This is a genomic window from Amycolatopsis sp. CA-126428 (genome assembly GCF_002904335.1).
Taxonomy (GTDB): Bacteria; Actinomycetota; Actinomycetes; order Mycobacteriales; family Pseudonocardiaceae; genus Amycolatopsis.
The window spans coordinates 39,143-53,185 of record NZ_PPHF01000135.1 but is presented as its reverse complement, the minus strand read 5'-3'; the positions used below and the strand labels follow the sequence as shown (position 1 = coordinate 53,185).

14 protein-coding genes are annotated in these 14,043 nt (G+C 74.2%); 7 read left to right on the top strand and 7 right to left on the bottom strand.

Features of this window, described 5'->3' with window-relative positions; genetic code table 11:
* Nucleotides 1-99: 99 nt before the first annotated feature.
* The 3 genes from C2L58_RS32730 to C2L58_RS32720 all read right to left on the bottom strand — a co-directional run bounded on the left by C2L58_RS32730 (nucleotide 100) and on the right by C2L58_RS32720 (nucleotide 4,477).
* Nucleotides 100-609 carry a hypothetical protein gene (locus tag C2L58_RS32730; RefSeq protein WP_103341524.1) on the bottom strand — a complete coding sequence of 170 codons (510 nt, stop codon included), beginning with the start codon at nucleotides 607-609 and terminating at the stop codon, nucleotides 100-102.
* Between the two features lie 103 nt (nucleotides 610-712).
* A complete protein-coding gene (locus C2L58_RS32725) occupies nucleotides 713-3,667 on the bottom strand; it encodes an AfsR/SARP family transcriptional regulator (protein ID WP_103341523.1) in 2,955 nt (984 codons plus the stop codon).
* A gap of 105 nt (nucleotides 3,668-3,772) precedes the next feature.
* Nucleotides 3,773-4,477 (bottom strand): DJ-1/PfpI family protein, encoded by a 705-nt coding sequence (locus C2L58_RS32720; protein WP_103341562.1) that lies wholly within the window; start codon nucleotides 4,475-4,477, stop codon nucleotides 3,773-3,775.
* A 98-nt stretch (nucleotides 4,478-4,575) separates the two neighbouring features.
* On the opposite strand from C2L58_RS32720, the gene C2L58_RS32715 reads away from it, so the two are divergent.
* On the top strand, nucleotides 4,576-5,553 hold the full coding sequence (locus C2L58_RS32715; RefSeq protein ID WP_103341522.1) for a GlxA family transcriptional regulator: 978 nt from the start codon (nucleotides 4,576-4,578) through the stop codon (nucleotides 5,551-5,553).
* A 231-nt stretch (nucleotides 5,554-5,784) separates the two neighbouring features.
* Nucleotides 5,785-7,527 (top strand): YibE/F family protein, encoded by a 1,743-nt coding sequence (locus tag C2L58_RS32710; protein WP_103341521.1) that lies wholly within the window; start codon nucleotides 5,785-5,787, stop codon nucleotides 7,525-7,527.
* 1 nt (nucleotide 7,528) lies between these two features.
* Here C2L58_RS32710 and C2L58_RS32705 read toward each other — a convergent pair whose 3' ends face one another.
* Nucleotides 7,529-8,158: a hypothetical protein gene (locus C2L58_RS32705; protein WP_103341520.1), complete on the bottom strand. Its 630-nt coding sequence runs from the start codon at nucleotides 8,156-8,158 to the stop codon at nucleotides 7,529-7,531.
* Entirely contained in the window at nucleotides 8,155-8,727 is a 573-nt protein-coding gene (locus C2L58_RS32700) for an MBL fold metallo-hydrolase (protein WP_103341519.1), read from the bottom strand. The genes C2L58_RS32705 and C2L58_RS32700 overlap by 4 nt, the downstream gene beginning before the upstream one ends.
* A 148-nt stretch (nucleotides 8,728-8,875) precedes the next feature.
* On the opposite strand from C2L58_RS32700, the gene C2L58_RS32695 reads away from it, so the two are divergent.
* The 4 genes from C2L58_RS32695 to C2L58_RS32680 all read left to right on the top strand — a co-directional run bounded on the left by C2L58_RS32695 (nucleotide 8,876) and on the right by C2L58_RS32680 (nucleotide 12,087).
* On the top strand, nucleotides 8,876-9,751 hold the full coding sequence (locus C2L58_RS32695) for a peptidylprolyl isomerase (protein ID WP_103341518.1): 876 nt from the start codon (nucleotides 8,876-8,878) through the stop codon (nucleotides 9,749-9,751).
* Nucleotides 9,751-10,530 (top strand): aminotransferase class IV, encoded by a 780-nt coding sequence (locus tag C2L58_RS32690; RefSeq protein ID WP_103341517.1) that lies wholly within the window; start codon nucleotides 9,751-9,753, stop codon nucleotides 10,528-10,530. Before C2L58_RS32695 ends, C2L58_RS32690 begins: the two co-directional genes overlap by 1 nt.
* A 73-nt stretch (nucleotides 10,531-10,603) precedes the next feature.
* Nucleotides 10,604-11,428, top strand: a complete 825-nt coding sequence (locus C2L58_RS32685) for a LysM peptidoglycan-binding domain-containing protein (RefSeq protein WP_103341516.1) — start codon at nucleotides 10,604-10,606, stop codon at nucleotides 11,426-11,428.
* 95 nt (nucleotides 11,429-11,523) lie between these two features.
* Nucleotides 11,524-12,087 carry a hypothetical protein gene (locus tag C2L58_RS32680; protein WP_103341515.1) on the top strand — a complete coding sequence of 188 codons (564 nt, stop codon included), beginning with the start codon at nucleotides 11,524-11,526 and terminating at the stop codon, nucleotides 12,085-12,087.
* Nucleotides 12,088-12,090: 3 nt separating this feature from the next.
* Here the strand turns inward: C2L58_RS32680 and C2L58_RS32675 are convergent, their stop codons facing one another.
* Nucleotides 12,091-12,870 (bottom strand): enoyl-CoA hydratase/isomerase family protein, encoded by a 780-nt coding sequence (locus tag C2L58_RS32675; RefSeq protein WP_199191562.1) that lies wholly within the window; start codon nucleotides 12,868-12,870, stop codon nucleotides 12,091-12,093.
* Between the two features lie 251 nt (nucleotides 12,871-13,121).
* Between C2L58_RS32675 and C2L58_RS50890 the strand changes: the two genes are divergently transcribed.
* On the top strand, nucleotides 13,122-13,310 hold the full coding sequence (locus C2L58_RS50890) for a hypothetical protein (RefSeq protein ID WP_233226067.1): 189 nt from the start codon (nucleotides 13,122-13,124) through the stop codon (nucleotides 13,308-13,310).
* A gap of 278 nt (nucleotides 13,311-13,588) precedes the next feature.
* Here C2L58_RS50890 and C2L58_RS32665 read toward each other — a convergent pair whose 3' ends face one another.
* Nucleotides 13,589-14,023: a MarR family winged helix-turn-helix transcriptional regulator gene (locus C2L58_RS32665; protein WP_103341513.1), complete on the bottom strand. Its 435-nt coding sequence runs from the start codon at nucleotides 14,021-14,023 to the stop codon at nucleotides 13,589-13,591.
* Between the last annotated feature and the right edge of the window lie 20 nt (nucleotides 14,024-14,043).

Genomic DNA, 14,043 nt, shown 5'->3' with positions numbered 1-14,043 from the left:
AGTACCTCAACGATCACCAGGCGTCCTGGCTTCGTGAGCTGAGCCGAAGCCGGTGGACGGCCCGGTCGATGGATCCGACCGGGCCGTCCACACCGGCACTCAGCAACCGCAGGTGTAGTACGTGATGTCCCAGTGGTTGCCCTCGTCGCAGTAGAGGTTGCCGGACGCCGCCTGCCACTGCGGGTAGCCGTCGCCGCGTACGCCGGCGTAGGAAAAGCTGTTCTTGATGTAGGCGTCGATGCAGCTGTTGTGCGCGATGTCCACCTTGTAGCCGTTCCAGTGGCTGTAGGTGCCGGACGCGTGCCCGGTCTCGGTGCCGCCGGTGATGTTGATGGCGCAGCCGCTGGCCCGCTTCAACGTGATGACGCCGCTGACGGTGCTCTGGTTGATCTGCTCGTACGACGTGCACGTCGAGTTGCTGCGGCTGGTGCAGCCGCCGCTGGACGAGTGCGTCACGCCGGCCGCGGACAGCTGCGACGCGGCCTGCGCCTGGGTGAGCTTGGTGACCTCGACGCTCGCCGACGCGGTGCCGATGGTCGCGAACACCCCGGTCGCCGCGGTGGCGGCCAGCGTCAGTGCCGCCCGCGCCAGCATCGGTTGTCCCGGCATGAGTTGCCTCCCTCTCCTGCGACGATCCGGACGCCGGTGAGCCAAATCGGGCCGGCCATAACTTCGCCAAACTCCGGGCGCCGCAGCCCGGGCCGGGAGGCCGTCAGGTCCTGATCTTCGTCAAGACTTCACGAGTCCGGTCGTGGTCCGGGGACGCGCTGGTGACGGCGTTGAGTTCGCGCAGCGCCCGCAGTTCCCACAGCGGGAACCCGAGCTCCCGGAACAGGCCGGCGGAGGTGCGCAGCAGCCGTTCCGCCTCGCCGCCGAGACCGTCCTCGGCCTCGGTCCGGCCGAGGCTGAGCAGGGCGTACCCGGCGCCGCGGCGGTCGCGCAGCTCCCGGAACACCTCCAGCGCGAGCAGCAGGTGCCGCCGCGCGCCCGCCGGGTCGCCCGCGCGGCGGCGGGCCTCGGCCAGGCTGCGGTGGGTGTAGGCGGCGGCGTGCCGGTGCCCGATCTGCTCGAACAGCGCCAGCGACCGCGTCAGGAAGCCGTGTCCGTCGGCCAGTTCCCCGGCGTCGGTGTGCAGGTCGCCGAGGCTGCGCAGGACGTGCGCCTCCCAGTGCCGTTCGCCGGTGCGGACGGCGCCGCCGAGCGCGCCGGTGAGCAGGTCGGCCGCCTGGTCGCGGCCGCCGTGGCGGCGCAGGACGTCGGCGTAGCGCTTGGCGGCGTGGTCGTGCCCGCGGCCGTCGTCGCAGTCCCGGGCGAGCAGCATGCTCGCCTCGAAGCTTTCGACGGCGCGCCGCACGTCGCCGACGTCCTCGGCCAGCGAGCCCAGCTGCGCCGCCGCGGCCGCCTGCCCGCGGCGGTCCCCGCACTCGCCCAGCAGCGCCAGGGCTTCCCGCAGCTCGGCCTCGGCGGCACCCGGGTCACCGCCGTCGAGGTGGACGTCGGCGAGCGCGGCCAGCACCGCGCCGGTGCCCCGCGGGTCGGCCAGGGCGCGGTAGCGCTGCTCGGCCAGGACGAAGCAGTTCCGGGCCCGGTGTCCGTGGCCGTGCTGCCAGTGCACCGCGCCGAGGTTGTAGAGCTTCTCGGCCTCCGCGCGCGGGTCGCGGCGGCGGCGCGCCGCCGCCAGCCCGAGCACGGACACGGCGTGGGCGGCGTGGCCGAGCCACGGGCGGCCCGCCAGCGCGGTGCAGGCGTCGGCGAGCCGTTCGGTCAGCTCGTGCCAGCCGTGGGCGCCCGCCAGCCGGGCGGTGGCGGCGAGGTGCCCGGTCTCTTCGGCCGCCCAGGCCGCCGGGTCGGCGGCGATCCGCCGGGCGACCGCCGGATCCGGCTTCGGCAGGCCGGGTGCCGGACGGCCGCGGGCGTGCTCGGCGTATACCAGCGCGACCTCGCACGCCCGGCGCACCGCGGCCTGATCGGTGTCCGCCGGCCGCTCGGCCAGCACCAGCCGCACGAACGGGGCCACCGCCCAGCGCGACCCCGCCGGGGCGGCCAGGTGCGTGGCGGCCAGGTCGTCGAGGCGGTCGCGGGCCTCGGCGAGGGACCGGCCGAGCAGCGCCGCGGCGCACCAGTCCGGGACGGCGGCGCCGAAGGCAGCGAGCTGCCGCAGCAACGACACCTCGGCGGCGGACCGCTCCCGCAGCGCCGAAGTCACCGCGGCGCGGACGTCGAGATCGCCGGCGGTCAGCTCGTCGAGCCGGCGGCGGTCGTCGGCGAGCCGCGTGGCGAGGTCGCCGACGCGCTGGTTCGGCCGCGTCGCGAGTTTGACGCCGGCGATCCGGACGGCGAGCGCGAGCCCGCCGCAGTGCTCGAGAAGCCGGTGCACCGCTTCGGGTTCCGCCCGCAGCCGCGTCTCGCCCGCGATCGCCGCGAGCAGCGCCCAGGCGTCCTCTGTGGACAGTTCTGGCACCGGGATCGCCCGCGCCCCGCACAGCCCCGGCAGCCGGTGGCGGGTGGTGACCAGCGTCGCGCAGCCGGGCCCGCTCGGCAGCAGGGCACGCACCTGGGCCTCCGACGCGGCGTCCTCGAACAGCACGAGCAGCCGCCGGTCGGCGGTGTAGCCGCGCCAGAGCCCGGCCAGCCCGGCGCGGTCGGCCAGTTCCGCCGGGGTCGCGCCGAGCCCGCGCAGGAAACCGGCCAGCACGGCCGCCGGTTCGGCCGGTGTCCCGTCCGGGGCCCGCAGCGAGGCGGTCAGCTGGCCGTCGGGGAACCGGCGGCGGGCCCGCCAGGCGGCCTGGACCGCCAGCGCGGACTTGCCGGCCCCGGCGGCGCCGTGCAGCACGACCGGGGCCGGGCCCCGCAGCGCCCGGGCGACGTCGGCGAGCTCGGTCACGCGGCCGGTGAAGTCGGGCACCGCGGCCGGGAGCTGGGCGGGCGGCCCCGGCGTCGTCCACTCGGTGCCGGCGATGCGGCGGTACACGGCGACGAGGTCGGCGCCCGGCCACACGCCCGCCTCGTCCCACAGGGCCCGCCGGGTCCGGCGCAGCACCTCCAGGGCCGATTCGCGGCGGCCGACGGCACCGAGCGCGGCGGCGAGGCGGGCGGCGAAACGTTCGTCGGCGGGCCGGGCCGCGACCACCGGGTCGAGCCGCTCGACGACGGACCGGCCGTCGCCGTCGGCGAGCTCCAGCTCCACCAGCTGCAGCAGGGCCGCCGAGCGCCGGTCCTCCAGCCACAGCTTGTGCGCCTCCAGCAGCGGCCCGCCCGCGATGTCGGCGAACGCGTCGCCACGCCAGCACGCCAGGGCCCGTTCGAGCGCGCGGCGACGCTGGGCCCGGTCGTCGGCGCCCGAGGCGAGCAGCGCGAGGAAGTCGTCCGCGTCCAGCTCCCCCGGCTCGACGGCCAGCGCGTAGCCCCGGGGCCCGGACCGCAGCCGCTGCCCGGCCTCGCCGGCGCCGAGGCCGGGCGAGAGCGTCTTGCGCAGCTTCGACACGGTGACCTGCACGATCGCCGCGGCGCTCGACGGCGCGCCGTCCGGCCACAGCTCGTCGACCAGGGTGTCGCGGCCGACGAACCGGCCGGCGCGGGTGAGGAGGACGGCGAGCAGCCGCCGCGGCTGGGCCGCCGACGGCAGCGGCACGGAGGCCGTCAACGGGCCGAGGACCTGGAACCGCACGGCTACAACACCCCACCCGCGAGATCACCTGATCGAGCGAGCTGAATCTAACCTTCCGGCGCGCCGGCGTAACCCCGCTCACCCGGATGGCCGACGCCGTTCGCCTCAGACGTAAGCGAGCAGCTTCGCCAGCAGCGCCGGGTTCTCCTTCAATCCTTCGCGCAGCGTGTGTTCGCGCAGCGGCGTCAGGTCGCCGTAAGGCTGGTTCGCCCAGTCCAGGGGACCCTGCGGCGGTTCGGGGTCGTATTCGATGCCGAACTGGATGGTCGTCGCGATCCGGCGGCCGGCCAGCCGCTCCACCAGGTGCAGGGCCAGGTCGATCCCGGCCGAGACGCCCGCCGCGGTGATCACCGGGCCGTCCTCGACCCACCGCCGGGCGACCGGGGTCGCGCCGAGCCCGGCCAGCAGGTCGCGGAACATCCAGTGCGTCGTCGCCTGCCTGCCGTCCAGGAGCCCGGCCGCGCCGAGGACGAGGGAGCCGGTGCACACCGACGTCACCAGCTCGGCACCTCCGGCGGCGGTGCGCAGCCAGGCTAGGAGGTGCTCGTCGGCCATCGCGTGCAGCGTCGGGACGGTGCCGCCGGGCACCAGCACGGCGAAGGGCGACGGCACCTCGTCGAACGTGTGGCTCGGCGCGATCCGCAACGGCGTGTCGGTACCGACGGTGTCCTTCGTCGCGCCCACGACGACGGTCCGGTACCGCGGGTCCAGCTGCGCCAGCGCACTCAGCACCTGCAGCGGGCCCACGAGGTCCAGCGGCGTCAGGCCCGGGTAGACGACGAAGGCGACGGTCTTCTGCTCATCGGTCATGCCGTTCACCGTGGCGTTCGTGCGGGTGGCGGGCGGCGCGGATGTCCGAATTCCTGCGAACCACGTCCGAGCGCCGGTCCGGCTGCTAGCGTTCGATCATGCCAGGCTCACCCAGACGGGTCGTGATCGTCGGTTACGCCGACGCCGAGCTGCTGGACATCGCCTGCCCCGCCGATGTGTTCGACGCCGCCAACCGGCTCGGCGCGCGACCGCCGTACGACCTCCAGCTCGCCTCGGTCGACGGCCACGGCATCCGCACCGGCTCCGGGCTGACGCTGCAGCCGCACCTGCGGCTCGACCAGGTCGCCGGCGACCTCGACACGCTGGTCGTCGCGGGCGGCTGGGGCAGCACGGCCGCGGCGGCCGACGAGCGCGTCCTGGCCCACGTCCGGCGGCTCGCCCGCACCAGCCGCCGGGTCGCGTCGGTGTGCACGGGCGCGGAGGTGCTCGCGGCGGCCGGGCTGCTCAACGGCCGCCGCGCGACGACGCACTGGCGGTACGCCGCGCGCCTGGCCCGCGACTACCCGTCGGTGACGGTGGACCCGGTGCCGCTGTACGTCCGCCACGGCAACGTCTACACGGCGGCGGGCGTGACGAGCGGGCTCGACCTGACGCTGTCGCTGGTGGAGGCCGACCACGGCCCGTCGCTGGCCCGCGAGGCGGCCCGCGCGCTGGTCACCTACCTGCAGCGGCCGGGCAACCAGGCCCAGGTCAGCCTGTTCCTGGCCGGGCCACCGCCGGAGCACCGCGAGGTCCGCGACCTCACCGCGTACATCGCCGAGCACCTCGACGACGACCTCGGCACCCCGGCGCTGGCGGCCCGCGCGGACATCAGCACCCGCCAGCTCACCCGCCTCTTCGACGCCCACCTCGGCACCACCCCGGGCCGCTACGTCCGCACGATCCGCACGGAGCACGCCGCCCGCCTCCTCTCGGGCACGGACCTCCCGCTGGCGACGATCGCCCGCCGCTGCGGCTTCGGCTCGACGGAGACGTTGCGCCAGGCCTTCCTCGACCACTTCGACACCCCACCGTCGGCTTACCGCCGCGTCCACGTCCGCCAAGCCTACGGCTGACCCTCGTGTCGTCCCGCCAATCACGCGTGCTGACCTTCCAATCACGCGAGATGCCTCTCCAATCACGCGAGTTGCCTTTCTGATCACGGGAGTTGCCGTGCCGGAAGGGACGACACGCGTGATTGCGGGGACGACACGCGTGATTGACGGGACGACACGGCGCATCGGGACGAACCGGGCCGTCGGCGGCCCCTCGCGCGGGGTGCGGAAACCCGCTGTCAGGATGTGCGGGTGGACCGCCCCGACCTCGACGACGACGAAACCGGCCCGATCCGCCGGATCACGGACGAGGTGTCCCTTTCGCCGGGCCACGGAACGTCCGGAACGCCGGGTACGCCCCGGAAACCCGCCCGCCGCGCCCCGGCCGAGGGCACCCGCCGCGCGGGCGACGCCGACCGCCGCCGAGCCGACACCGGTCCCCAGCGCACCGCCCACTCCGGATCGCTGCGGGTCCCGGCCGAGCCCGGTCGCGCCGCCACCCCGCGACGCCGCGGCGACACCGGGCCGCAGCCGATCCCCGCCGACAGTGACCGCCCCACGGCCCGTCGCGGCGACACCGGACCACAGCCGATCCCCGCCGACAGTGACCGCCCCGCCGCACGCCGGGGCGGCACCGGGCCGCAACCAGTCCCCGCCGACAGTGACCGCCCCGCCGCCCGCCGTGGGGACACCGGGCCGCAGCCGGTCCCCGGGACCGCCGGCCGGCCCCGGCGCAAAGCCGCGGCCACCACTCCCGAAGCCGGACACGGGCACGGCCATGGACACGGCCACGGCCCCGCCGCCCCGGCCTCCCGGCGCGTGCGGCTGCTCCTGATCTGGCTGCTCGCGCCGCTCGCCCTGGCCACCGTCGTCGGCATGATCGTCCTCTACCCGTGGGGCAAGGCCGCCCCCACCAGCGTCGTCCCGCAGGGCACGCCCGTGCACGCCGACATCCGCACCACCGCCACCGGCCCCTGCCTCGCCCAAGGCCAGGTCCAGGTCGGCGACCAGACGGACCCGAACGCGAAACCCTGCCTGACCGTCGAACTCACCATGACCGACGGCCCGGCCGAAGGGAAACCGCTGCGCCTCACCGTCCCGATCGAGCCCAGCACCCCGCGCTTCGCCACCGGGGACGCCGTCGTCCTCGCCTACAACGGCGGGAACGCCGGTGATCCCGCCAGTTTCCAGCTGGTCGACTTCCAGCGCGGCACCCCGCTGCTCGTGCTGGCCGCCCTCTTCGCCGTCGCCGTGCTCGTGCTCGGCCGGTGGCAGGGCATCGCAGCGCTCGTCGCGCTCGGGCTGTCCTTCGTCGTCATCGCGCTGTTCATCCTCCCGGCCATCCTCGCCGGGGAAAACCCCCTGGTCGTGGCCATCGCCGGGGCCGGCGCGATCATGTTCATCGCGCTCTACCTGACCCACGGCCTCTCCGCGAGAACCTCCGCGGCGGTGCTCGGCACCCTCGTCAGCCTCGCGCTCATCGGCGTCCTGTCCGCGATCTTCTCCGCCGCGGCCTCGCTCACCGGGCTCGACGACAGCACCTCGACGCTGATCGGCTCGCTCGGCCACGGCATCGACGCGCGCGGGCTGCTGCTCGCCGGCGTCGTGATCGGCGCCCTCGGCGTGCTCGACGACGTCACCGTCACCCAGACCAGCGCGGTCTGGGAGCTCCGCCGCGCCAACCCGGACCTGACCTGGCGCGAGCTCTACAGCTCCGGCCTGCGGATCGGCCGTGACCACGTCGGCTCGGCGGTCAACACCCTCGTGATGGCCTACGCCGGGGCCGCGCTGCCGGTGCTGCTGTACTCGTCGATCTCCGGCGTCGGGCTCGGCGCGCTGCTCGGCAGCGAAGACATCGCGCAGGAGATCATCCGGACCCTCGCCGGCAGCGTCGGCATCGTCGCGGCCGTCCCGGTGACCACCGTCCTGGCCGCGCTGATCGCCTCCCGCGAGCCGGCGGGCCACCTCAGCACGGCGAAAGCGGCTCCGGCCTGACTCAGTCCAGCGTCGCCACGAACCGGCTGACGGCTTCCATGGTGAAGCGCTGCACGTACTTGCCCGACGGCGCCACCGACGCCAGCCGGTAGAGCGGGCGCTCCGCCACGCCGGAGCCGCGGGCCTCCGCCTTCAGCTCGGCGACCAGGAGCTCGCCGAACACGATGCCGTTCGCCTCGGTGTTGTTCATCAGCGCGTTCGCCAGCTTCCGCAGCTGCATGATGCCGAGCTCGCGCCCGCCGGTCCCGGAGAAGACGGCGAGATCCACCTTCGCCACCTTGCCGCGCCGGCCGGCGTTGACCAGCAGGCTCACCGTGCGGCTGCCCCGGACGTCACCGATGACGAGGTCGAGGCGCGTCGCCGTCGACAGGTCGACACGGCGCAGCCCCCACGTGCGCACCAGCAGCGTCGAACCCTCCAGCCAGACGCGGCGGCGGATGCTGACCGCCATCACGTACAGCAGCGGCAGGGCGATCACCAGCGCGACGACCAGGCCGGTCACCGTGCCGCCGATCAGGCCGGCGATCCCGCCGAACGCCGCCGCGACGATCACCACGCCGATCAGGCCCGAAATCCCGCGGCGACGGCGGCCGCGCGGATCCTCCTCGAACAGCGCGATTCGCTCGGTCATCGGTGCGCCCCCGTCCCGGCGAGGAACGGGTTGCCCGCGCGTTCCCGGCCGATCGTCGTCGCCGGGCCGTGGCCCGGCAGCACCACCGTGTCGTCCGGGAACGCCGCCAGCAGGTCCCGCAGCGCCGCCGTCACGTCCCCGCGGCCGATCGATCCGGCGAACAGCGTGTCGCCGGTCAGCGCGAGCCGGCCGCCCTCGGGCGTCTCCAGGCCCAGCACCACCGATCCCGGGGTGTGGCCCGGCACCGGCCGGACGTCGACGTCCAGGCCCGCGTACACGCCCGGGGAAAGGGGCACGCTGTCGCCGTCGTACAGCGGCACGTCGGCCGGGTGCAGGTGCAGCGGGACGCCGTGTTCGGCCGACAGCGCGGCCGCCGAGGCGACGTGGTCGGGGTGCCCGTGGGTGGCCAGCAACGCCGCCGGGACCAGCCCGTGCTCGCCGAGCGCGGCGGCCAGCGGCGCGGCCACCTCCTGGCCCGGATCGACGACCACGCACGGCCCGCCGGCGGCCGCCGCCAGCAGGTAGCAGTTGGCCTGCAGCGGGCCGCTGCCGAACCCGACGACGAGCACCGAACGCCTCCCCGGACTTCCGCGCCGGATGGCGCCGATCACGATCGGGTTGAGACTAGCGGGCCCTGTACATGGTCCTCACAGGCTGTGCCCATACACTGCCGCTACCTCAAACGTGTGAGACGAGCGGAACCTGGGAGGGTACGGGGTGGCGACCAACCAGCAGCGCCGCGAAGCTGCGAAGCGCAAACTCGAGCGGCAGCTCGAGCGCCGACTGGAGCAGCAGAAGCGACGCCGGATGATCGGGGCTGGGGTAGTCGGCGTGGCCGTCCTCGTCGTCGCCGGTGTCGTGGTGTGGATCGTGAGCGCGAACAGCGGCGACAGCGCCAACACCGCGGCATCGTCGTCCTCGGCCGCTCCGCCGCCGACCGACCTCCAGATCCCGACGCAGCGCACCGCGCTGCCGAAGCGGGCGACGCCGTTGCCGAACCCGACGACGTGCGACTTCAAGGCCGACGCGACGGGCAAGGCGCCGAAGAAGGTGAACCCGCCGGACGGCAAGAACGTCCCGTCGACCGGCACGGTGAACGTCACGCTCAAGAGCACCGCGGGCGACATCCCGCTGACGCTCGACCGGGCGCTCGCCCCCTGCGCGGTGCAGAGCTTCATCAGCCTCTCCCAGCAGAACTTCTACACCGACACCATGTGCCACCGGCTCGGCACCGAGGGCCTGCAGATGCTGCAGTGCGGTGACCCGTCGGCCACCGGCGACCCGACCCAGGACGGCCAGGGCGGCCCGGGCTACACGATGCCGGACGAGGCGTTCCCGGAGATCAAGTACGGCCGCGGCATCCTCGCCATGGCGAAGACGCAGGCCCCGAACTCCGGCGGCAGCCAGTTCTTCATGGTCTACGGCAGCGCCGACGGCCTCCCGGCGGACTACTCGGTGTTCGGCAGCATCAGCGACGAGGGCCTGAAGGTGCTCGACGCGGTGGCGAAGGCCGGCATCGCGAACCCGAACCCGCAGGACGGCACCGGAGCGCCGACCAAGCAGGTCAAGTTCACGGGCGTCACCGTCCAGTAGTGCCGCACCGGTTCGAGCTGAACGGGGATCCGCTCGGCCCGGACGCCGCACTCGCGGGAATGGTCTCCTACGGCCACTTCACCGCGATGCAGGTCCGGGACGGGCGGGTCCGCGGGCTCGCGTTCCACCTCGAGCGGCTCGCCACGAGCACGCGGCTGCTGTTCGGCACCGAACTCGACGTCGGCCTCGTGCGTTCCTACGTCCGGCGGGCGGTCGCCGGGGAATCCACGCTCTCGGTCCGGGTCGTCGTGCTCACGCGGTCCTTCGACGAGCCGATGACCCCCGAGATCCTGGTCCGGACGGGGCCGCCGCGCCCGGCCGACCCGGCGCCGCTGCGCCTGCGGACCGTGCGCTACCAGCGCGATTTGCCGGAGGTCAAGCACCTCGGCACGTTCGGCCAGATCCACGCGGCCCGCCAAGCCCGGTTGGCGGGCTTCGACGACGCGTTGTTCGTCGACCACCGGGGCCGGATCAGCGAAGCCTCGATCTGGAACGCCGGCTTCCTCGCCGGGAACACCGTCGTGTGGCCGGAAGCCGCGGTGCTGCCCGGGATCACGATGCTGGTGCAGCGGGAAGCCCTACGGCGGCGCGGCGTGCCGCAGGAGACGCGGGAGGTCCGGCCCGCCGACCTCCGCGATTTCGACGCCGTGTTCGTGACGAACTCCGAGACGCCCGGGCGCGCGGTCGCGTCCGTCGACGACCTCGTGCTGCCGCCGGCCGACCACGCCGTGGCCCTGCTCGCCGAAGCGTACGAGACCGTGCCGTGGGACAAGATCTGAACCGCGTCCGCGCCCGCCCCGTGTAGGGGGCAACACCGGAGGCCCGCCGGGTCGCCGGGGAGAGGTGCCGACGATGGTCGAAAACCGGGTTCCCGCGGTCCGCCGCGTCCTCGGGCGGGCCGGTCAGGCCGGCTGCGCCGGTGTCCTCTTCGCCGTGCTCGCCGGCGGTCCCGCGTTCGCCCAGGCCGACCCGCCGCCGGTCAAGTACTACATCGTGCCGCACGCCGACAACCCCGAGGACATCACGCTGTTCAAGATCGCCGAACGCGCGCTCGGCGACGGGCGCCGCTTCCCCGAGATCTTCCAGCTCAACCAGGGCCGGCCGCGGCCGGACGGCACGCCGTTCACCGATGCCGCGGCGATCGAGCCCGGTCAGGTGCTCCAGCTGCCCGAGGACGCCGTCCAGAAGCCGGGCGTGCAGTTCGGCCCGCTACCGGCCCCCGCGCCCGTTCCTCCGGCGGCCAAGCCGGCTCCGGTGGCCAAGGCCGCTCCGGCCGAGGAGACGTCCGGTCTCGGCGTCGGCCTCGCTTCGGCCGTCAGCGGCACCGGCGGCCTGCTGACCGGCCTGCTCGCCGGGCTCTGGTGGCGGCGCCGCCCGCAGCTGCTCCCCCCGGCCCCGTTCGAACCGCAAGCGCGCGAAGAGGACGACTTCGGCAGCGGCTCGGTCAGCGGCACCCTGCCGCTCCCGATCGTCGTCCCCGAGCCGCGCCCGGACGTCGTGCTGCGCCCGGAACCGAAGACCACCGAGCTCGCGATCATCGTGCTGGACACGGCCGAAAACCAGGTGATCGCCGCGGTGCGGCCGGGCTCGCGCTTCCACTTCCGGATCGGCCCGCAGCCGGACTTCGCGGACTCCGCCACCGTGCTCGTCGTCGACGGCGAAGGCGACCGGCCCTGACCCCCGGGCGTGCGCGCCCGGTCACGGTGCGCTGAACGGATCAACCGGCGCCGGAACACTGGCCATCGGGGCGCCGGGCCCGCGATAGTCGTCCCATGACGCGGGATCCGTTCGGCACCCTCCGGAAGGCGCTGTGGATCGGTGGCGCTCCCTGGACCGGCAAGTCCACCGTCGCGCGGCTGCTGGCCGAGCGGCACGGCCTGACGGCGTACCACCACGACGACCGGGCCCGGCCCGGGTCCCCGCTGCCGGACGACCTCCCGGCGGGCGACCAGCTGGCCGCGCTGATGGCCGAGTTCGGGCGCCGCTTCGACCGCGCCCTCGACGACCTGCGCGCGCTGACCTCGCCGCGGCCGGTCGTCGCCGAAGGCCGGGGCCTGCGGCCGGAGCTGGTCGCCCCGCTCGTGGACTCCCCCGGCCGCATGGTGGTGCTGGTGCCGACCGAGCTGTTCCGCCAGCACCAGCTCCGGCACCGGCCGGAGGCACCCGCGATCCCGCAGCAGCGCACCCGGCTCACGCGCGACCGGATGCTCGCCGCCCAAGCCGTGCGGGCGGCGCGGGACCTCGGCATCCGCGTCATCGAGATCGACGGCAGGCTCGGCCCCGCCGGTGTCACCGACGTCGTCGCCGAGCACTTCCACGCCTACCTGGACGGCTGAGGCTCAGCGGAAGGTGAACCGCGGCGGGCGCCGCGCCAGGAAGGCGGCGACCCCCTCGGCGTAGTCCTCGCCGTGCAGGGCTTCCGAGCGGATCTCCTCGACCTCGGCGTCCGGGGTTTCCTGCCCGGCGACGATCTTTTCGATGATCCGGTTCATCCCGCGGATCGACGCCTGGGACCGCGCGCACAACGTCTCCGCGAACGCCAGCGTCGAGGCTTCGAGGTCCTCGGCCGGGAAGACGTCGTTGAGCAGGCCGATCTCGCGGGCGCGGGCGGCGGTGATCAGCTCACCGGAGAGGAGGAAGTACTTGGCGTGGGCCGGCCCGACGAGCGAGACGAGCTGGCGCGTCGAGTCGAAGTGGTAGACGATGCCGAGCTTCGCCGGGGTGATGCCGAACCGCGCGCCCTCGGCGGCGAACCGGAAGTCGCAGGCGACCGAGACCTGGCAGCCGCCGCCGATGCAGTTGCCCCGGATCATCGCGACCGACGGCTTGCGCATCGCGGTGAGGGCGGCGACCGCGCCTTCGACGGCTTTGTCGTAGCTCGCCGCGCCGTCGGCCGTGGTGCGCAGCTCCCCGAACTCGCTGATGTCGGCGCCGGCGGAGAAGTGCTCCCCCGCACCGGTGATCACCAGCACTTTCAGCGCCGGGTCGGCCTCCACCTCGGCGACCACGTCCGGGATCGCCGCCCACATGCCGTAGGTGATGGCGTTCATCTTCTCCGGCCGGGTCAGCGTCAGGCGGGCGACATCGCCCTCGCGCGTCAGGTCGAATCCGTCGGTCATGAGCCGCACTTTAGCTTCTCGCCCTCAGCGAAACCGGCGGTGTGTGACGCGGTCGGGTGGCTGGTTTGGGGCCGTGGCGGCGATCGAGGTGGGCGGGACGGCGTTCGGCCACGACGACGCGGGAGAGGGGCCCGCGGTCGTGCTGCTGCAGCCCGCACTGGGCGACCGCCGGATGTGGGACGCGCAGTTCACCGAGCTCGCCGCCACCCACCGGGTGATCCGCTACGACCGCCGCGGGTTCGGGGAAACCCGTGGCGAAACCGGTGAACGCCCACTACGAGGATCTGCTGGCGTTGCTCGGTTCGGGTCTCACCGGGCACACCTGGCCGGACCACATGCTGGCGGACATCGCGCGGCTGGCCGCGGAAGTCATGCCCGGCGGACGTGCGGGCCATGGTGGAGGCCAACATCCGGTACCTGGTCGCCGGGCCGGCGCGTGAGGTCTCCGTGTTGCCGGGCGAAATGCTCGCGCTGGTCCGGGCAATGTGCTCACAGGTGTACCGGCACGAGTGGACCGCTCCACAGTGGACGGAGTGGATCCCGGACACCCGGCACCGGCTCGCCGAGATCACCACGCCGGCCCTGGTGGTGATCGGGACGTCGGACGCGCCGGGGCTGGTGGCCCGGATCGGCGGCGGCAGGTACGGCGCCTACTCGACGTACAGCGTGGTCTCGTCCACCGCGGCAAAGTCCCGTCGGCGAACCTGGCCGCCCGGTTCTAGCCCGGCTCGACGCGCTCGACCAGCTCCTCGCTCCAGGACCGGATGGCCGCCGCCTGGTCGGGGGTGAGGTGGTCGAGAACAGACCGGCGGATGTTGGCGCCGTGGACCCTCGTCGCGCTGCCGGCCAGGCGGCGGCCCTCCTCGGTGAGCTCGATCCCGGTGCGCCGGCCGCCGGCCCCGTCTTCGGTCCGGACGACCAGGCCGCGCTTCTCCATGCGCGTCAACAGGTGCGCGACCCGGCTCTTCTCCCAGCCGAGCGCGTCGGCGAGCTCGCCGACGCGCATCGGGCGCCGCAGCGTCACCAGCACGCTGAACTCGGCCTTCGAAATGCCGCAGTCGCGCTGCAGGCCGCGGTCGAGCTCGCGGACGAGCAGGCGGTGCGCGCGCATCCAGGTGTCCCAGAACGCCCAATCCTCGGGGCTCATGTCCATGCCGGACAGTCTAAGCTAGA